Annotated in this window: 20 protein-coding genes; 13 read left to right on the top strand and 7 right to left on the bottom strand. The window is 72.6% G+C overall.

What is annotated here, in order from left to right:
* Positions 1-78 precede the first annotated feature (78 nt).
* A complete protein-coding gene (locus tag AC068Z_RS38250) occupies positions 79-1,092 on the top strand; it encodes a lysylphosphatidylglycerol synthase transmembrane domain-containing protein (protein ID WP_478566934.1) in 1,014 nt (337 codons plus the stop codon).
* A 51-nt stretch (positions 1,093-1,143) separates the two neighbouring features.
* Complete coding sequence (locus AC068Z_RS38245) at positions 1,144-1,716, top strand: hypothetical protein (protein ID WP_478566931.1); 573 nt, start codon at positions 1,144-1,146, stop codon at positions 1,714-1,716.
* Between the two features lie 3 nt (positions 1,717-1,719).
* Here the strand turns inward: AC068Z_RS38245 and AC068Z_RS38240 are convergent, their stop codons facing one another.
* The 5 genes from AC068Z_RS38240 to AC068Z_RS38220 all read right to left on the bottom strand — a co-directional run bounded on the left by AC068Z_RS38240 (position 1,720) and on the right by AC068Z_RS38220 (position 6,335).
* On the bottom strand, positions 1,720-2,943 hold the full coding sequence (locus AC068Z_RS38240) for a PP2C family protein-serine/threonine phosphatase (protein WP_478566928.1): 1,224 nt from the start codon (positions 2,941-2,943) through the stop codon (positions 1,720-1,722).
* 114 nt (positions 2,944-3,057) lie between these two features.
* The gene (msrB, locus tag AC068Z_RS38235; RefSeq protein WP_478566925.1) at positions 3,058-3,465 is read right to left on the bottom strand and encodes a peptide-methionine (R)-S-oxide reductase MsrB; all 408 of its coding nucleotides are present in this window, start codon (positions 3,463-3,465) and stop codon (positions 3,058-3,060) included.
* A gap of 13 nt (positions 3,466-3,478) precedes the next feature.
* Positions 3,479-4,864: a UDP-N-acetylmuramate--L-alanine ligase gene (gene murC / locus AC068Z_RS38230; RefSeq protein WP_478566922.1), complete on the bottom strand. Its 1,386-nt coding sequence runs from the start codon at positions 4,862-4,864 to the stop codon at positions 3,479-3,481.
* Positions 4,865-4,938: 74 nt separating this feature from the next.
* Complete coding sequence (locus tag AC068Z_RS38225; RefSeq protein WP_478566920.1) at positions 4,939-5,412, bottom strand: indole-3-glycerol phosphate synthase; 474 nt, start codon at positions 5,410-5,412, stop codon at positions 4,939-4,941.
* A gap of 131 nt (positions 5,413-5,543) precedes the next feature.
* Positions 5,544-6,335 (bottom strand): pyrimidine reductase family protein, encoded by a 792-nt coding sequence (locus AC068Z_RS38220; RefSeq protein WP_478566917.1) that lies wholly within the window; start codon positions 6,333-6,335, stop codon positions 5,544-5,546.
* Between the two features lie 128 nt (positions 6,336-6,463).
* Between AC068Z_RS38220 and zapE the strand changes: the two genes are divergently transcribed.
* The 8 genes from zapE (at position 6,464) to AC068Z_RS38180 (ending at position 13,839) form a co-directional block, all read left to right on the top strand.
* Positions 6,464-7,546, top strand: coding sequence for a cell division protein ZapE (gene zapE, locus AC068Z_RS38215; protein ID WP_478566915.1), 1,083 nt, complete (start codon positions 6,464-6,466; stop codon positions 7,544-7,546).
* 439 nt (positions 7,547-7,985) lie between these two features.
* Positions 7,986-8,564, top strand: coding sequence for a carbonic anhydrase (locus AC068Z_RS38210; protein WP_478566912.1), 579 nt, complete (start codon positions 7,986-7,988; stop codon positions 8,562-8,564).
* Positions 8,565-8,572: 8 nt separating this feature from the next.
* Positions 8,573-10,027 carry a SulP family inorganic anion transporter gene (locus AC068Z_RS38205; protein ID WP_478566910.1) on the top strand — a complete coding sequence of 485 codons (1,455 nt, stop codon included), beginning with the start codon at positions 8,573-8,575 and terminating at the stop codon, positions 10,025-10,027.
* Between the two features lie 113 nt (positions 10,028-10,140).
* Complete coding sequence (locus AC068Z_RS38200; RefSeq protein ID WP_478566908.1) at positions 10,141-10,926, top strand: slipin family protein; 786 nt, start codon at positions 10,141-10,143, stop codon at positions 10,924-10,926.
* A gap of 90 nt (positions 10,927-11,016) precedes the next feature.
* Positions 11,017-12,396: a PhoX family protein gene (locus tag AC068Z_RS38195; RefSeq protein ID WP_478566905.1), complete on the top strand. Its 1,380-nt coding sequence runs from the start codon at positions 11,017-11,019 to the stop codon at positions 12,394-12,396.
* Positions 12,397-12,460: 64 nt separating this feature from the next.
* The gene (locus AC068Z_RS38190; protein WP_478566902.1) at positions 12,461-12,721 is read left to right on the top strand and encodes a hypothetical protein; all 261 of its coding nucleotides are present in this window, start codon (positions 12,461-12,463) and stop codon (positions 12,719-12,721) included.
* Between the two features lie 62 nt (positions 12,722-12,783).
* Positions 12,784-13,638, top strand: a complete 855-nt coding sequence (locus AC068Z_RS38185; protein WP_478566899.1) for a polysaccharide deacetylase family protein — start codon at positions 12,784-12,786, stop codon at positions 13,636-13,638.
* A gap of 18 nt (positions 13,639-13,656) precedes the next feature.
* A complete protein-coding gene (locus AC068Z_RS38180; RefSeq protein ID WP_478566897.1) occupies positions 13,657-13,839 on the top strand; it encodes a hypothetical protein in 183 nt (60 codons plus the stop codon).
* Here AC068Z_RS38180 and AC068Z_RS38175 read toward each other — a convergent pair.
* Both AC068Z_RS38175 and AC068Z_RS38170 read right to left on the bottom strand, forming a co-directional pair.
* On the bottom strand, positions 13,831-14,502 hold the full coding sequence (locus AC068Z_RS38175; protein ID WP_478566894.1) for an ABC transporter: 672 nt from the start codon (positions 14,500-14,502) through the stop codon (positions 13,831-13,833). The genes AC068Z_RS38180 and AC068Z_RS38175 overlap by 9 nt on opposite strands.
* Positions 14,499-15,356, bottom strand: coding sequence for an ABC transporter ATP-binding protein (locus tag AC068Z_RS38170; protein ID WP_478566891.1), 858 nt, complete (start codon positions 15,354-15,356; stop codon positions 14,499-14,501). The genes AC068Z_RS38175 and AC068Z_RS38170 overlap by 4 nt, the downstream gene beginning before the upstream one ends.
* Positions 15,357-15,414: 58 nt before the next feature.
* On the opposite strand from AC068Z_RS38170, the gene AC068Z_RS38165 reads away from it, so the two are divergent.
* From AC068Z_RS38165 to AC068Z_RS38155, 3 genes are all read left to right on the top strand, one after another.
* Positions 15,415-16,095, top strand: a complete 681-nt coding sequence (locus tag AC068Z_RS38165; RefSeq protein ID WP_478566888.1) for an aminoacyl-tRNA hydrolase — start codon at positions 15,415-15,417, stop codon at positions 16,093-16,095.
* A gap of 100 nt (positions 16,096-16,195) precedes the next feature.
* Positions 16,196-17,509, top strand: coding sequence for an MbnB/TglH/ChrH family RiPP precursor modification enzyme (locus tag AC068Z_RS38160; RefSeq protein WP_478566885.1), 1,314 nt, complete (start codon positions 16,196-16,198; stop codon positions 17,507-17,509).
* Positions 17,510-17,614: 105 nt separating this feature from the next.
* The gene (locus AC068Z_RS38155) at positions 17,615-18,388 is read left to right on the top strand and encodes a TIGR04222 domain-containing membrane protein (protein WP_478566882.1); all 774 of its coding nucleotides are present in this window, start codon (positions 17,615-17,617) and stop codon (positions 18,386-18,388) included.
* Positions 18,389-18,402 lie beyond the last annotated feature (14 nt).

The raw sequence follows: 18,402 nt of genomic DNA, 5'->3' as shown, positions 1-18,402 counted from the left end.
CGCTCGTCCCCACTGCTTCGCCCTGAGATCCGTCCGCCCTGCGCCGCGTGGGCGTGACGCGGAAGGACGACGTGCCCCATGTCCCTTCTCCCGCTCCCCGCCGCCGCTCCCGCCAGTGCCGCCCAGGTCCCCTCCCCGGCCCGCTGGTACGCCCCCTCCCCCACCCGTCTCGCCCGCCATGTGCTGACCGTCCTGCCGCTCCTGCTGATCGGCGTCTGGCTCGCGGCCGACTGGCGCGGCCTGTACGACGGGGCCGCCCGGCTGACCACGGCCGATCCCTGGTGGCTGCTGGTCGGCGTCGCCTTCACCTGTCTGACCTGGGTGGCCGCCGCCGTGGTCCGGCAGGGGGCGCTCCCCGAGCGGCTGCCGCCCCTGCTGCTGGTCGCCTCCCAGTTCGCCGCGGGCGCCGCCAACCATGTGCTCCCGGCGAGCATCGGCGCCCACGCCGTCACCCTGCGCTTCCTCCAGGGCCAGGGCATACCCCTGCCCCGGGCCGCCGCCTCGCTCGCCCTGTACTCCCTGGTCAAGCCGATCGCGAAGACGGTCGTCCTGCTCGGCCTGCTGCTGGCCGCCCCGGAGCTGATCCGCCTGGACGGCCTGGTCCCGGACGGCGGAACGCTGCTGCTGGTCGGCGTGATCGTGGGCACCGTACTGACCACCCTGGCCCTGCTCTTGGCCTTCGTACGGCCGCTGCGCCACGGCTGTCTCGGGTTCGTGCGCACCGCGCTGACCGACGCCCGGCGGCTGCACACCATGCCGAGCCGGGTGCTGGCGCTGTGGGGCGGGGCGGCCGCCACGCCGTTGCTCCAGGCGGGCGTGGTGGCGTCGGTCGGGGCCTCGCTGGGGCTGCCGCTGTCGTGGGCGCAGATGGTGTTCGCGTTCCTCGCCGCGAGTACCGCCGTCGGGGCCGTGCCGGCGCCGGGCGGGATCGGTCCGGTGGACGCGGCCCTGGTGTTCACGATGGTCGCCATGGGCGCGGCCCTGGGCCCGGCCACGGCGACCGTGATCGGCTACCGCGTCCTGACGGTGTGGCTGCCGCTGGTGCCGGGCGTGCTCATGCTGTCGGCGCTGGTGCACCGGAAGGTGCTCTGACTGAGTACGGGTACTCATCCGGCGCGGCGGAAGGCCCGGCACAATCGCCCCATGGCCACCTCGACTCCCTTGCGCCGCGCCTTTCTTGCCCTCGCTCTGACCCCCTGTCTCGCCCTGACCGCCTGCGGGGAGCTGCGGTCCCCCGACGCGGCGGCCACGCCCACGCCCAGCGCCTCGGGAGCCTCCCCGTACGTCGAGCCGGGCGCCGGGGACGGCGCCCCGCACTACAACGAGAACAACGCCCACCGTCAGCCCCGGGACATGTCCGCCGCGCACGAGGAGGACGCCCGGCGGGAGGCGGCGCGCATCGAGCCGGTGCTCGAGAAGCTGTGGAAGCAGGGGAAATGGGACCCCGAGTCGGTACGGGCGGCCCTGCTCCGGCTCGGCTACGAGGAGCGGCGCGTGACGCGAAGCGGCAAGCTGCTCGGCGGGACCCTCGAGGTGCGGGAGCTGCGCTCGCGGTACGAGAACGGTGAGTACGTCACCCCGGAGGGCGCCATGATCGGGCTGTGGGTCCATCCCGACGCCTGCGTCACGGCGTTCGTCCAGGAGTCGAACTACGGCGCCTCGGCCAACGGGCCCTACCTGGAGACCGGCTGTTTCACCCCGCCGGTCGGCCACTGACGGTCAGGGCGGCGCGGTGGGCCCCGAGCGGTGCTGGAGGCGGGCGGCGAGGACCGCGACGTCGTCCTCGGCGTGCCGGGCGTCGAGGCGGGCGAGCACGGTGTCGAGGACGTCCTGGACCCCGGTGGAGGGGGAGAAGCGGAGCCGGGCGAGCCGGTCCAGGGAGGCGTCGATGTCCTCGCCACGGCGCTCGACGAGCCCGTCGGTGAAGAGCACGAGCGCCTGGGAGGGGTCGAGACGGTGGGTGGCGGGTTCGTAGCCGCCGAGGCCGGTGCCGAGCGGCGGGCCGACGGGCACCGGGATCAGCGAGACCGTGCCGTCGGCGTCGATCACGGCGGGCGGCAGATGGCCGGCGCTGGCCAGGGTGACCAGGCCGCGCACGGGGTCCACGCGGGCGATGAGGCAGGTGGCCGGGCGGCGGTCCGGCTCTGCGGAGGCGATGTCGTCGAGCTGGCGCAGCACCCGGTGCGGCGGGAGGTCGGCGGAGGCTATGTAGCGCAGGGCCGACCGGTAGGCGGTCATGTCGTGCCCCATCACATCGCCGACGACGAGGAGCGTACGGCCGAAGTGCAGCCGTACGGTCTCGCACCAGTCGCCGCCGACCAGGGCGCGCCGGCCGACCGGCAGATAGCGGATGGCCACGTCGAGGTTGGGGTGCGGGCGGCCGGGTTCGGCGAGCAGAGCGCGCTGGAGCCTGCCGACGATGCCGCTGACGGCGTCGTGCTCGCGGGCGTGCCGGATGTTCGCGGCGGCGCGCTCGCCGAGGAACGTCACCAGTTCCTCTTCGGCGTGGGTGAAGGGTGCCCCCTCGCGGGCGCAGACCAGGATGCCGTAGCGGTGGGTGTGCACGGCGAGCGGGACGCACAGCGCGGGCCGGGAGCCGCCGGAGGTCAGCCGTACGGCGCCGCCCTTCTCGCCGGTCCTGCGGGCTACCTCGGCGGCCCAGCCGGGGTCGGGCAGCACCGCGGGGTTGCCGACGACGGCCTGGTACTCGCAGCCGGCCTCGCCGCGGTCGCGGAGCACCGCCACCGCGGCCCCCACCTGCCTGGCGACCTCCTGGGTCAGCTCGGCGCAGGTGGTGTCCTCGTCCAGGGTGGTGCCGATCCGGGCGGCGGCCGAGCGCAGCGCGCTCAGCTGGGATCCGCCGGCACCCCATGGGGCCGAGCCGGCGGAATCGGCCGGCTCGGCGGTCGCCGGACTCTGAAACGACTCGAACGATCGCGCCACAACTACCACCCTAAAAGCACCCCGAACCGGAACAGGTAACGACCAGATTTCTTCAGTTCGAACGCCTGTACGTTCTGGGGTGCCCTATGAGCCCTGCACGCCCTCCGAGTCCCGTCAGCCCTCGGCCGGCGTCAGCCGCAGCGAGATGCTGTTGATGCAGTACCGCTGATCGGTCGGCGTCGCATACCCCTCACCCTCGAACACATGCCCGAGGTGAGATCCGCACCGCGCACACCGCACCTCCGTGCGGACCATGCCGTGCGAGGTGTCGCTGAGCAGCTCCACCGCGTCGGTGTCCTTCGGGTCGAAGAACGACGGCCAGCCGCAGTGGGACTCGAACTTGGTGGCCGAGGTGAACAGTTCGGCACCGCAGGCGCGACAGGAGTACACGCCCTCGGTCTTGGTGTCGGTGTACTCACCGGTGAACGCCGGCTCCGTACCGGCCTGCCGCAGCACCGCGTACTCGGCCGGCGTCAGTTCCGCGCGCCACTGCTCGTCCGGCTTCTCGACGTCGTACGACATGAGCCTCAGCCCCTTACTTCGACAGGCGGTCCAGGATCTGCGGGCCGAGGTCCGTCACGTCGCCCGCGCCCATGGTGAGAACGAGATCACCGGGCTTCGCCATTCCCGCCACCACGGACGCCACTTCGCCCTTGTCGCGCACCGGCGTCACGTCGGCGCCCGCCACCCGGGCCGCGTCGATGATCAGCTCGCTGGTGACCCCGGGGATCGGGTCCTCCCGGGCCGGGTAGATGTCCAGCACCAGCGAGGCGTCCGCGAGGGCGAGCGACTGGCCCATCTCCTTGCCCAGCTCCTGCGTCCGGGAGAAGAGGTGGGGCTGGAAGACGACCAGGATCCGGGCGTCACCGGCGGCGGCACGCATGGCCTCCAGGTCCGCCGTCATCTCCGTCGGGTGGTGCGCGTAGGAGTCGATGACCTGCACCCCGGCGGCCTCGCCCTTGAGCTGGAGCCGCCGCTTGACGCCGGTGTACGCGGCGATCGCGGGCGCCAGCTCCGCGGCCGGCACGCCGAGCGCGGCGCCTGCGGCCAGGGCGGCGACGGCGTTGTGCGCGTAGTGCCGGCCGGGCACGGAGACGGTGAAGGTGAGCTCCTGACCGTCCAGCACGACGGTCACCTCGCTCCTGAGCCCCTGGGCGACGACGGAGAGCACCCGCACATCGGCGTCGGCGGACTCGCCGTAGGTCACCACCCGCACGCCCTCCAGGCGCCGGGTCAGCTCGCGCGCGCCCTCGTGGTCGGCGGAGATCACCAGGGTGCCGCCGGGCACGATCCGGCCCGCGAAGGTCTCGAAGGACTCGTAGATCTCGTCCATCGAGGCGTAGTTCGCGTGGTGGTCCAGCTCCACGTTGAGCACGATCGCCACCTCGGGCGCGTACTTGTGGAAGCTGCGGTCCGACTCGTCCGCCTCGGCGACGAAGATCTCGCCGTCGCCGTGCAGCGCGTTGGAGCCGGGCGCGTCCAGGTCCCCGCCGATCGCGTACGACGGGTTCAGCCCGAGCGCGCTCAGCGAGACGGCCAGCATCGAGGTGGTGGTCGTCTTGCCGTGGGTACCGGCGACCGCGATCGGCCGCAGCCCGTCCATCAGCGCGGCGAGCGCGTCGGACCGGTGCACCACCGGAATCCCCAGCTCGGCCGCGCGGACCAGCTCGGGGTTGTCGCTCCGGATCGCCGACGACACGACGACACAGCTCGCGTCGTCGGCGAGGTGCCGCGCGGCGTGCCCGATGTGCACGGTCGCGCCCAGCGCCCGCAGCGCCTCTGCGGTGGCCGACTCCTTGGCGTCACTGCCCGCCACGACGGCCCCACGCTGCGCCAGGATCTTCGCGATCCCCGACATTCCGGCGCCGCCGATGCCGATGAAGTGCGGTCGGTCCATGGCGGGGGGAAGGCCGGGTGCCATGTGCGTATCTCCCAAGATCCGGTACGACGATGAAGGTGCCCCCAGCCTATGGGGTGCGACGGCCCGCCGAGGACCTACGCCTTGCTGTGCGAGAACAGCTTCAGCACCGGCACTCCCACCTTGTGCCGGGCCCGGGAGGCCCAGTCCCGGTGGAAGAACTCCTCGACGTAGTGCGGATCGGTCAGGACGATCACCTCGTCCGCCCCGGTCTCCTCCACCAGGGACTTCAGCGCGTCCAGCGGGTGATCCTCGATCAGCCGTCCGTCCGCCTCGTTCCCGGAGCCCCGCAGCGCCTGGAGGGACACCTCCAGGGCGCGCTCCCCGAACCCCTTCGCCTCCTCGCCCTCCGGCGTCTCCCCCTCCCGTGCCGCCTCGTCCAGCTCCCCCAGCGCCACGTCGTCGATGGCCCGCAGCAGGCGATCGGCCTGGTCGCCGCGCGGCTGGAGCAGCACGTGGAAGGAGACCGGCTCGTCCCCGTGCAACGTGGTGACGAACTCCACGTCCGCGGACGTCAGGGCCTTCTCGATCATCAATACGCTTCTGAACACCAGGCGCCCCTTCTCCTGCAGGGCCGTGGAAGCCCTGCGGAAACCATCCTGCCCCGTGATCGCACGGGGACTGCGAGTTTTAGTGTGCCCGCCGGAAGCTAAACGGAACGGATGATTCCGCCGTTACGGGATCACGCCGTCGAAGCCGCCGTGCCGGAGCGCCCGTACCGGCTGAAGAGAAAGCCCTCCTCCTCCAGCAGGGACACCAGTGCGAAGGTGCGGGGCTCCGGCACCGCGGGACCGTCGGCGATGCGTTGCGCGTTCCCCGCCGTGAGCATCGGAGACACGGTCAGACAGATCTCGTCGAGCACGCCGGCCGCCACGAACTGCCCGAGCAGCCGGGGCCCGCCCTCGGTGAGCAGCCGCCGGTGTCCAAGGCCCGCGAGGGCCCGTACGGCACGGGCGGGCTCGACCCCGGCGCCGTCCCCGGCGATCACCACGCGCGCGCCCGCCCGCTCCGCCGCGATCCTCCGCTCCGCGGGCGCCGCGGCCCCGGTCAGGATGATCGTCGGCACCAGCGGCGAGGTGAACAGCGGAAGGGAGAAGTCCAGGTCGAGGCCGGCCGTGACCACCGCGATGGCCGGCGCGGGTGCCTGCCCGGCGGCCTCCCGCCGCGCCGCGAACTCCGCCCGCGCGCGGGCCGGCCGGTACCCCTCCTGCCGTACCGTCTGCGCCCCGACCACCACGACATCCGCCAGCGCCCGCAGGGTGCCGAAGATCCGCATGTCGGCCGCGCTGGAGATCGGCTGCGACTTGCCGTCGTACTGGGCGGCCCCGTCGAGCGTGGAGACCATGTTGGCGCGCAGCCAGGGCTCGTCGGAGCCGGGATAGGCGTAGGCCTCGGCGAGCTCGTCGAGACCCCACTCCCGGTCGGCGTTCGCGTCGGGGGCTGTCGGATCGGTCACAGGGAACAGGCGTCGCATGCGGGCAGTGTTCCACGGAGGGAAGCACACGTATCCGATGAAAATTTCACACGAGGAACGGACATGAAGGGGCGCGGGGCGGGCACGGGACGGAGCGCTCCTCCCCCCACCCTCTAAAATCGACAACCGTGACCGCCCGCATAGCCGAAGCCGCCCCGATCTCCCTCTGCGCCAGAGAACCGCACGTCCCCGCGGAAAGCCTGGTGGCCGAGATGGTCCCCCCACCCCGCTTCGACTCGGTCCGCTTCGGTACCTACCTCCCGGACCCGAACCAGCCCAGCCAGACCGAGGCGGTCCGGGTGCTGGAGACCTTCGCGGCCGGCCTCGGCGGAGCGCACGCGACCGGCACCGGCAAGCGCGGCTTCCTCGGCTTCGGCAGGCCCAAGGCCCCCAAGACCCCGGCGGGCCCCCGGGGCGTCTACCTCGACGGCGGCTACGGCGTCGGCAAGACCCATCTGCTCGCCTCCCTCTGGCACGCCACCCCCGCCGAGCCCTCCCTCAAGGCCTTCGGCACCTTCGTGGAGCTGACCAACCTCGTCGGCGCCCTGGGCTTCCAGCAGACGGTGAAGACGCTCTCCGGCCACCGCCTCCTGTGCATCGACGAGTTCGAGCTCGACGACCCCGGCGACACCGTCCTCGTCTCCACCCTGCTCGGCAAGCTGGTCGACGCCGGGGTCGCCCTGGCCGCCACCTCCAACACCCTCCCGGGCAAGCTGGGCGAGGGCCGCTTCGCGGCGGCGGACTTCCTGCGCGAGATCCAGGGCCTCTCGGCGCACTTCCGTCCGCTGCGCATCGACGGCGAGGACTACCGGCACCGCGGGCTGCCCGCGGCACCGGCGCCGTTCGGCGAGGACGAGGTGACCAGGGCGGCGCACGCCACCGAGGGCGCCTCGCTCGACGCCTTCCCGCGACTGCTGGAACACCTGGCACGGGTCCACCCGAGCCGGTACGGCGCCCTGACCGACGGCCTGAAGGCCGTGTGCCTGACCGGCGTGCAGCCGGTTCCGGACCAGTCGACGGCGCTGCGGCTCGTCGTGCTCGCGGACCGGCTCTACGACCGTGAAGTGCCGGTGCTGGCCTCGGGGCTGCCGTTCGATCAGCTCTTCAGCGAGGAGATGCTGAAGGGCGGCTACCGCAAGAAGTACTTCCGCGCGATCTCCCGGCTCACCGCGCTGGCCCGGGACGCGAAGGGACTCACCGAGGCCCCCTAGCCCGGCAACTCAGCCCGGTCAAGAGCCCGTTCCCGCCATTCGTGCGCGCATTTCAGGCTCTCTTCAGCACGAAACGTTAAGTTAACCCTGCAAACAACTTTGCAGGGTTAACGTGTTTCTTGACCAGCGGTTGACCAAGTGTTGGGGCGCACAAGAGGTGCGAACTGTCCGGAGGGGGGCGCATGTTCCGAGGTACGACCCCCTGGAGCGTGATGTCGGCCTTCGACGCCGCCCCGCTCCTCCTCCGGTTCTTCACTCCCGGCGCACCCTTCGCACAAGCGCACACGCCCAGTGATGCACAGGCCAGAGCCAAGCCCGGATTCATACGCGCGGCCGGCCAGGTCTTCCGCCGCTGAGAGGCGCAGCGGCACCCCACGTCCCGCTCCGCCGTGTCCTGCCCACACCGACGCGCCATCGCCGCGCGCCAGGAGGATCACCTATGCAGCCCCTCATCGACAACGCCCGTAGCTTCGGACAGCGCCCTGAGGAGTTCGCCAAACTCGCCGAAGGCCAGTCCCCGCAGGTCCTCTTCATCACCTGCTCCGACTCCCGGGTCGTACCGGCCCTGATCACGGGCGCCCGCCCCGGCCAGCTCTTCGAGCTGCGCACCGCGGGCAACATCGTCCCGCCGTACGCCTCCGAGCACCCCACCAGCGAGGCGGCCACCATCGAGTACGCCGTGGAGGTCCTCGGCGTCGACGACATCGTGGTCTGCGGCCACTCCCACTGCGGTGCCGTCGGCGCGCTGGTGCGCGGCGACGACCTGGACGCCGTGCCCGCCGTGCGCGACTGGCTCACCCACGCCACCCCGCGCCCGACCGGAGCGGCCGGGGACCCGGCCGTGGCCGAGGGCGTGCAGAGCCATGTCCTGGCCCAGGTACTGCGGCTGCGGTCCTACCCGTTCATCGAGAAGAAGCTGAAGGAACGTCAACTGACCCTGCACGCCTGGTACTACGAGGTCCACACCGGTGCCGTGCGCGAACACCGGTCGGACACCGACACGTTCGAGGCGCTGTGAGCACGGCGATGACCAAATACCCCCACCTGCGGCAGGACTTCGCCGCCTCCCTGGTCGTCTTCCTGGTCGCGCTCCCGCTCTGCGTGGGCGTGGCCGTCGCCTCCGGCGTCCCGGCCGAACTGGGCCTGGTCACCGGCATCGTGGGCGGCATCGTCACCGGTCTGATGCGGGGCAGCAGCCTCCAGGTGTCGGGCCCGGCGGCGGGCCTGACCGTGCTGGTCTTCGAGGCCGTGCGGGAGTTCGGGCTGCCGGCGCTCGGGGTGATCGTGCTGGCCGCCGGACTGCTCCAACTGGCCATGGGTGCCCTGAAGCTGGGGCGCTGGTTCCGCGCGATATCCGTGTCCGTCGTCGAGGGCATGCTCGCCGGCATCGGTCTGGTGATCATCGCCGGTCAGCTCTACGCGGCGGCCGGTCTCAAGGCACCCGCCTCCGGTCTCGACAAGATCCTCGGGCTGCCCGGCGCGGCGGCCGACGCGCTCGGCGACACCGAGGCCCTGGCCTCGCTCGCGGTCGGCGCGGGCACCGTCGCGGTGATGGTGCTGTGGAAGCGGCTGCCGGAGAAGGCGCGGATGGTGCCGGGAGCGCTCGCCGCGGTCGTCCTGGCCACACTGGCGGTCCTCGTCCTCGATCTGCCGACGGCCAGTGTGGAGGTGCGGGGTCTGCTCGATTCCATTCAGCCGCCCGGCGCCGAGGCCTTCGGGGAGCTCGCCGATCCGGCACTGCTCGGCACGGTGCTGGCGTTCACCCTGATCGCCTCCGCCGAGTCGCTGTTCAGCGCCGCCGCGGTGGACCGGCTGCACGACGGGCCGCGCACCGAGTACGACAAGGAGCTCATGGCCCAGGGCGTGGGCAACACGGTCTGCGGCGCCCTCGGCGCGCTGCCGATGACGGCGGTGATCGTGCGCAGCTCCGCCAACGTCCAGGCGGGCGCCCGGACGAAGGCCTCCCGGGTACTGCACGGCGTGTGGCTGCTGCTGTTCGCGGCACTGCTGCCCTCCGCGCTGGCGCTGATCCCGCTGCCCGCGCTGGCGGGCATCCTGGTCCACGCCGGATGGAAACTGATCCCCTTCCGCGGGGTCGTCTCGCTGTGGCGGGGGCACCGGGGTGAGGCACTGATCCTCGTGGTCACCGCCGTCTCGATCGTCGCGGTGAACATGTTCGAGGGCGTCCTGATCGGTCTGGCCCTCTCGGTCGCCAAGACCGCCTGGGAGGCCTCGCACCTCAAGCTGGAGATCGTCGACAAGGGAGCGGGCCCGGTCCAGGCGCATCTGTCGGGCAACGCCACCTTCCTCCGGCTGCCGAAGATCCTCGACAGCCTGGAGGCACTGCCCCAGGACCGTCCGGTGGAGCTGGACCTGTCGGGGCTGCACCACCTGGACCACGCCTGCCGCACGGCCCTGGAGAACTGGGCGGAACGGCACAGCGACGCCGATACGGAACCGGTGAAGGTCACCGCGCCCTGACCTGAGCGAACCGGCCCGGCGTCCGATCGCGGACCGCACGTGTCCTGAATCCGGGCGCCGGGCATATCGTTACAAGAAGGGCGCTTCGCAGGCCTCTGGACGAGGAGGTCGTCATGCTCGAAGAACTGCTGGTGGCGGCCGCGACGGCGGCTTCCGTGAGCGCGGTGTACCTCGCCGCGGCGGCCAGGGTCGTCAAGCAGTACGAGCGCGGAGTCGTCCTGCGCCTCGGCCGGCTCCGGGGCGATGTGCGACAGCCCGGCTTCACGCTGGTCGTCCCGGTGGTGGACCGGCTCCACAAGGTCAACATGCAGATCGTCACCATGCCGGTGCCGGCCCAGGAGGGCATCACCCGGGACAACGTCACCGTGCGGGTGGACGCGGTCGTCTACTTCAAGGTGATCGACGCGGCGAGCGCCCTCATCAAGGTCGAGGACTACCGCTTCGCCGTCTCCCAGATGGCACAGACCTCCCTGCGCTCGATCATCGGCAAGAGCGAGCTGGACGATCTGCTCTCCAACCGCGAGAAGCTCAACCAGGGCCTGGAGCTGATGATCGACAGCCCGGCGGTGGGCTGGGGTGTGCAGGTCGACCGGGTCGAGATCAAGGACGTCTCGCTGCCGGAGACCATGAAGCGCTCCATGGCCCGCCAGGCCGAGGCCGACCGTGAGCGTCGTGCCCGCGTGATCAACGCCGACGCGGAGCTCCAGGCGTCGAAGAAGCTCGCCGAGGCCGCGCAGCAGATGGAGGACACCCCGTCGGCACTCCAGTTGCGCCTGCTCCAGACGGTGGTGGCGGTGGCGGCGGAGAAGAACTCGACGCTGGTGCTGCCGTTCCCGGTCGAGCTGTTGCGCTTCCTGGAGAAGGCCCAGCACCCGCCGGAGCTCCGCGAAGGAAAGTGAACACGCTCTACGCGCGTGGTTCACCTGGCCGGAACCAGATGGTAGACACGGCGTCACCAAAGTCCTGTCCGCCAGCAGGAAGGTTCCGCCATGCCCGAGAACGGCAATCAGACCCGCCGTCAACTGCTCGCCCGCACCGGCGCCTTGGGCGTCTCGATCGGCTTCGCCGGAAGTCTCGGCGAACTCTTCGCCGGCACCGCGGCGGCGCAACCCCTGGGTCACACGGGCTACGGCCCGCTGGTCCCCGACCCGAAGGGTCTGCTGGACCTGCCGGAAGGTTTCCGCTACCGCGTGCTGTCCCGCGAGGGCGACCCCATGCGCTCCGGTGAGGGCAAGGTGCCCTCGAACCACGACGGCATGACCGCCCTGCCCGGCCGCCAGGGCCGGCTCCACCTGGTCCGCAACCACGAGAACCGCAACACCGCGAGGCTGCCCGTCCCCACGGCCGAGGGGCTGACGTACGACCCGGAGGGCAAGGGCGGCTGTACGGCGCTGACCCTGGACCCCCGTGGCCGGGTCCTGTCCGAGCGGGTCGCCATCGCCGGTACGGCCGTCAACTGCGCGGGCGGGCCGACCCCTTGGAACACCTGGCTGACCTGCGAGGAGACCGAGGACAAGGCAGGCACCAACGGTTACACCAAGGACCACGGCTTCATCTTCGAGGTGGACCCGGCCGACCCGCACCGCAGCGGCGCGGTACCGCTCACCGCGATGGGCCGCTTCCAGCACGAGGCGATCGCCGTGGACCCGGGAACGGGCATCGTGTACGAGACCGAGGACGCCTTCCAGAAGCCGTTCGGCCTGTTCTACCGCTTCCTCCCCGACCGGCCGCTGGGCGGCCGCGGTTCGCTGCGCGCGGGCGGCCGGCTCCAGGCGATGCGGGTGCCGGGCGTACCGGACCTGTCGTCGGTCCAGGAGCCGGGCACGAGCTTCGACGGCATCGAGTGGGCGGACGTACCGGACCCCCTGGCGGCCGAAACCCCCATCCGGCTCCAGGACTTCGGCCGCCGGGGCATCACCCACGCGCAGAAGCTGGAGGGCTGCTACTGGGGTGGCCGCTCGGTCTACTTCGTCTCGTCGTTCGCCCGCAGCTCCGAGGGCTCGGCGGCCGACCACTACGGCCAGATCTGGCGCTACGACCCCGCCCGGCGCCGGCTGACCCTCGTGATCGTCTTCGGCCCCGGCACGGACGTCCAACTCCCCGGCGAGTCCCCCGACAACATCTGCCTGGCCCCCAGCGGCGGCCTCATGGTCTGCGAGGACGGCAACGGCGCCCAGCACGTCTACGGGGTCACCCGGCACGGCGAGGTGTACGCCATGGCCCGCAACGCACAGAACATCGGCACCCCAGAAGCCCCCGAATGGGGTGAGTTCGCCGGGGTCACGTTCTCCCCCGACGGCGAGACGATGTTCGTCAACTGCTACACCCCGGGCACGACCTTCGCGGTCACGGGCCCCTGGCGGAGGTAGCCGGCACCCGGCCCGTCACGGACAATCTGCGTGACGCAGCCATCATGTCGCCCAGGGGTCAGTCATGCCGAACGGAATCCGCACCGCGGTCACGGCGGCCGCGCGGCGGCCGGACGCGCACGACCGGCGCAAGACGCTGGTCCGCCTCACCCCGGACCGCAGCCCGGAGATCGAGGCCGCCTGGGAGAACCCGGGCCAGGCCTTCGACCAGGCCCTGGAGGAGTTCACCGACGACGAACTCGCGGTGGTCGAGCGGTATCTCGAGCGCATGACCAGGGTCGGCGGCGAGCAGACGGAACGGCTGCGCGGACTGCCGGGCGGGTGATATCCACCCGCCCGGCAGTCGTCATACCCGGTATGGGTGATTAATCCTCTTATGTTCGTACGGTGATCACTTCCGTACGCCGTGTCACCGCCGTCGGTGTCCTCGGTGCCGCGCTCACCGCCCTCGCCGCCTGCGGGGCCGAGCCCGAGGCGCCCCGGGCCGCCCGTCCGGCCCCGTCCGCCACCTCCGCGGCACCGTCGAGGCCGCCGACGCTCGCACCGGGGCCCGCCGGTCTGACGCCGGTCTTCAGCAACGGTCCCCGGACGCCGGACAAGACCGTCGCCCTCACCTTCGACGCCGACATGACGGCCGATCAGGGGCCCCGGGCGGCGGGTGGGGAGCGGTTCGACAACCCGGGGCTGATCTCGGCGCTGCGCGAGCTGAAGGTGCCGGCGACCGTGTTCATGACCGGACGATGGGCCGAGGAGTACTCCCGGCAGGCACGGGAGATCGGACGGGACCCGCTCTTCGAGGTGGCCAACCACTCCTACAGCCACTACGCCTTCACCGACGACTGCTACGGGCTGCCGACCGTCTCCGAGGGCCGGATGCGGGCCGACGTCGAGCGGGCCTACGCCGCCTTCCGCGCGGCCGGGGTGCCGGACGCGATGCCGTACTTCCGGTTCCCCGGCGGGTGTTACGACCGGCGGGCGCTGAAGGCGCTGACCCCGGCCGGGGTGACCGCGGTGCAGTGGGACGTGGTGAGCGGGGACGCGTTCGCCACGGACGCCGGTGCCGTGGCCCGGCAGGTGCTGGAGGGGGTGCGGCCGGGGTCGGTCGTCGTCATGCACTGCACTCGCAGCGCCGCCCCGGCCACCGAACGCGCCGTCCGCACGATCGTGCCCGAGCTGCGGCGCCAGGGCTTCCGGTTCGTCAAGGTGTCCGAGCTGGTCGGGGCCGCCCAGGACCGGCGCTGATCGCCCTACGCTGGACGCATGAGCGATAGCGACTACTGCACGATCGCCGACGCGACCAAGCCGCCCAAGGCGGACGGGCCGCCGTACGCGGAGTGTGTGCTGTGCCGGGAGCCGACCGAGTACCCGGAGTCGTACAAGGGCATCACGTTCTGTCCCGTGTGCGAGTGGCGGGAGGCCGAGCGGACCTCCTGCTCAGGGTGACCGGCGGGAGCTGAGCGCGCAGGCCGCGGCGATCGCCGCGGCCGTGAACAGGGCCGCCCCGGCCAGCGGGAGCAGAGGCAGCGGGACCGTGCCCGAGCGGGATCCGGTGACCAGTCCGCTGACCGCCGCCTGCGCCGGGGAGCCGGTCATCACCACGGACAGCAGGGCGGCCAGGAGCATCGCGGGCACCGCGCGGCCGGTCGTGCGCAGCAGCGGCCGGTTCGTGAGAGCGCCGACGGCCGTGCCGAGCAGGGCGCAGACCCACGCGGCGAGCAGTCCGGCGGCGCCCGCGGGCAGCCGGGGCACGGCGGTCCGGTGGTCGGCCGTCGTCGGGGCACTGATCAGCGTCACCGCGACGGTCGCGAGGGTGCCCAGGAGCGCCGCCGCGAGCAGTGCCACCAGGAGCGGGGCCAGGTGCGCCCGCCCCGGTCCCACGGCCGCGGACACACAACTGCGCGCGGCGGGCGGCTCGTTGGTGACGCAGACCCGTACCAGCCAGGCGGCGACCGGCAGCAGGGCCGCGCACGCGTAGCCGAGCGAGTCCAGGACCGGCTCGCCGCCCTGGACGCCCACGGCCAGGAACACGGCGTACAGCAGGAACGGCGGCAGCCAGCGCTGGGAGCGCAGGAGCAGGGCGGTCTGGTAGCGCAGAAGTGCTGTCATTCGGTGTCCTCGCTGCCCACGGCCACCACGTGCCACGGCGGGCGGGCCGTCAGCAGGGCTCGGAGCAGGACGTCGGAGTGGGAGGCGGGGACCGCGAGGCGGTACGTGCCCGGGGTCGTCTCCTCGATGGACGTGAGCGGGAGCCGTAGGGCCTCGGCGGGGAGCGCTCCGCCGCTCGGGCCCCGGGCCAGGACGACGCTCCGCGGGCCGGATTCCGGCGAAGCCGGCTGCTGGGTACGGCGGTCGACGGCACCGTCGCGGACCGTGCAGATCACGTCCGGGACTCCGGCGAGGCGGCGCGGGTCGTGGTCGACGAAGACCACGGATGCCCCGGCGGCGGTGCGCTCCGCCACGGCTCGTTCCAGTTCGGCGCGGGCGTCGGTGTCGAGGCCGGTCCAGGCCTCGTCCAGGACGAGCAGCTCGGGGTCGGCGAGCAGGGCCTGGGCGACGGCGACCTTCTGACTGCTGCCCTTGGAGAGCTGGGCCATGGGCGTACGGGCGTAGCCGGCCGCGCCGAAGCGCTCCAGCCAGTCGCCCGCGGCGCGTTTGGCCGACGCACGGGACAGGCCGTGGACCGTGCCCAGGTGGGTGAGGTAGCCGAGGGCCGTGAAGGGGAGGGCCGTGGGGAAGCGCTCGGGGACGTAGGCCGTGCTCGGCCGGCCACTGATGCGGCCCTCCGTCGGTCTGTCGATGCCGGCGAGCAGGCGCAGGAAGGTGGACTTCCCGGTGCCGTTCGCTCCTTCCACCCGAGTCAGGGTGCCCGGGGCCACGGCCAGGGTGACCGCGCGTAAGACCCACGGGCCGCGCAGGCCGTAGCGGCGGCCCACGTTGTCCAGACGAAGATCGCGTCGCATGCGGTCATCCTGTCGTACCGCGTCGGGCGTCGATCTTCGGACTGGCAGACTGGGAGGGGTGAGCCATGAAACCGACGCCCGCGATGACGCGCCCCAGTTCGTCCTGCCCCTCGTCGTCCGTATCGAGCGGGACGCTCCGCCCGCCCGGACCGACGCTCTGGAGACCGCCGCCCGCGCCGTGCTGGTGATGCTCGCGGACGAGCGGTCCGTCGGGGACGGGGAATGGGCCTCGGCCGTGCGGGACTGGCAGGACGCCCGGATTCGCAAGGTCGTACGGCGGGCTCGCGGGGCCGAGTGGCGGCGGGCCGAGGCCCTGCCCGGGATCACCGTGACGGGGAAGTCGGCTCAGGTGCGGGTGTTTCCGCCGGTGCCGTTGGACGGCTGGCCCAAGGAGCTGGCCAAGCTGCAGGTATCCGGCACCGAGCTCGACGACCCGGAGCCGCCGGTGGCCGCGGACGCCACGGCGCCGGTGCTCTGGCTCAACCCCGAGCTCGGCATGTCGGCGGGGAAGGCGATGGCCCAGGCCGGGCACGGGGCCCAGCTCGCCTGGTGGGAGCTGTCCGACGAGGAGCGCGCGGCCTGGCGGGACGCGGGCTTCCCGCTCGCCGTACGCGCGGCCGCCCCGGACCGCTGGCCGGGCCTGACCACGAGCGGCCTGCCCGTCGTCCGGGACGCGGGCTTCACGGAGATCGCCCCGGGTTCGTGCACGGTGGTCGCCGATCACCCGGCGCTGCGCTAGCGGCCAACCTCAAATGTTGCTCTGAAGCCCCGGCCCGGGGGATTCACCGCCCTCGGGCGCGGCCATACCCCTTCCACGCGCGTGAAGAAGGGGGACGATCATGAGGCGACTGGGTACGGGGATCGGGTGGCGGCCGGAGATCGCGGACGCCGTGGAGCGGATGCCGGGGATCGACTGGGTCGAGGTCGTCGCCGAGAACGTGTGCCCCGGGCATCTGCCCGAGTCGCTGCTACGGCTGCGCGAGCGCGGGGTCACCGTCGTCCCGCACGGAGTCTCGCTCGGACTCGGTGGCGCGGACCGGCCCGACGAGGGACGCCTGACCGCCCTCGCCGAGCGGGCCGAGGCGCTGGGCGCGCCGCTGGTCACCGAGCACATCGCGTTCGTCCGGGCGGGCGGCCCGCTCACCGCCTCCCCGCCGCTGGAGGCGGGCCATCTGCTGCCGGTGCCGCGCACCCGGGACGCGCTCGACGTGCTGTGCGAGAACGTCCGGATCGCCCAGGACGCGCTGCCCGTCCCGCTCGCCGTCGAGAACATCGCCGCGCTGATCTCCTGGCCGGGCGAGGAGATGACCGAGGGGCAGTTCCTGTACGACCTCGCCGACCGCACCGGCGTACGGCTGCTCATCGACGTCGCCAACCTGCACACCAACCACGTCAACCGGGGCGAGGACCCCGCCGTGGCGCTCGCCGAACTCCCCCTGGAGGCCCTCGCGTACGTCCATGTCGCGGGCGGTTTCGAGCGGGACGGAGTCTGGCACGACAGCCACGCCCACCCGGTCCCGCGCCCCGTTCTGGACATCCTCACCGACCTGGCCTCCCGGATCGCGCCGCCCGGCGTCCTGCTGGAGCGCGACGAGAACTTCCCGGAACCTGCCGAGCTGGAGCGGGAGCTGGCGGACATCCGGGCGGCCGTCGACAAGGGCGGCGCTCCCCGAGGCGTCGCGCGGACCGCATCCGCATCCGCGTGCGCTGCCGCTGCCGCACCCGCCACCAAGGTCGAACCGGCCTCCCCCGCCGCCCGGGACCGTCTCGCCCTCGCCCAGACCGCGTTGCTCTCCGCGCTGGTCGCCGGGACGCCCGTGCCCGAGGGGTTCGACCGCACCCGCCTCGGCGTGCAGGCGCGGGCGCTCGCCGGGAAGCGGGCGGACGTGGTGGCGAAGGTCGCGCCCGAACTGCCCGTGATCCTCGGCCCGAAGTACCGTCCGACCTTTCTCGCCTACGCCCAGCGCACCCCGATGACCAGCGGCTATCGACGCGACGCGCTCCACTTCGCCGGACAACTGCTGGACCGCGAAGGGACGTTGGACGCCACGGTCCGCGAGGACCTGCGGGAGTGGTGGCTGGACCGCTCGGGCCCGGCCCCGCGTTCGCCCTCGCGGCTGGCGCGGATACGGCGGTCCCTGAGCCGCCGGTGAGACGGCCTCCGGAGGACTGACCGGAACGTCACATCCCCGCAACGCTCCGTCCGTATCGTGAATAAGGCATGGCGTTCAAACAGGCCTTTGGCATAGAAACACGGCATGTTCTGGGTCCTTCTCCTGCTGCTGGCCTGGGCCGTCGCCGGCACCGCCTGCACCCGGCTGTGCCTGGCCGCCGTACACGCGGCGGCCGCGGACGTGAACGCGGGCCGCGAACACGATCTGACGCTGTACGAGGCCGCGTTCCTGTCGGGCGGGCCCCGGCGGGTCGCCGACCTGACCCTGGTCTCCATGGCCCGCCAGCAGCGGCTGCTGCTCGCGCACACGGGCTGGGCGACGGTGGTCGACCCGCGCGGCCGGGACGACATCGAACGCTCCGTCATAGGCGCCATCGGGCCCGAGGGCCAGTCCCGGATAGCCCCGGTGCGGGACGCCGCCGCGGGCGCGGAAGCCGTGGGCAGTCTCGCGGAACGGCTCGTGCGGGCGGGCCTCGCGGTGCCCGACGGAGCCCGCACCGGTATCGCGGCGGCGGTCCGCCAGGTGCAGTTCGCCGCGGCGGCCGTCCTCGTGCTCGGCGCGACCGCGCTGCTCATGCCGGGCGCCGCCGACATGCCCCGCCATCTGGTCGCCCTCTGGTTCGGGCTGCCGCTGGCGCTCTCCCTGAGCTGCCTGGCCATCGCGCGCGTCGAGATCCACCCGTACTCGCGCTGGGCCTCCCCGGCCGGACAGCGGCTGCTGGGCACCCTCGCCCGGCACACGGGCGGCGCGGACGACCGGACGTACCTCACCACGGTCGCCGTACGCGGCGTCCGCGCGATCGGGGAGCCGGACCTGCGGGCGGCGTTCGAGCACCGCGAGCCCATCTGGCGCGGCTGACGGCGCGGCTGACG

The sequence above is a fragment of the Streptomyces sp. NPDC043726 genome (assembly GCF_056436565.1).
The sequence above is the reverse complement of the archived record's forward strand: the minus strand, read 5'-3'. Positions and strand labels throughout refer to the sequence as shown.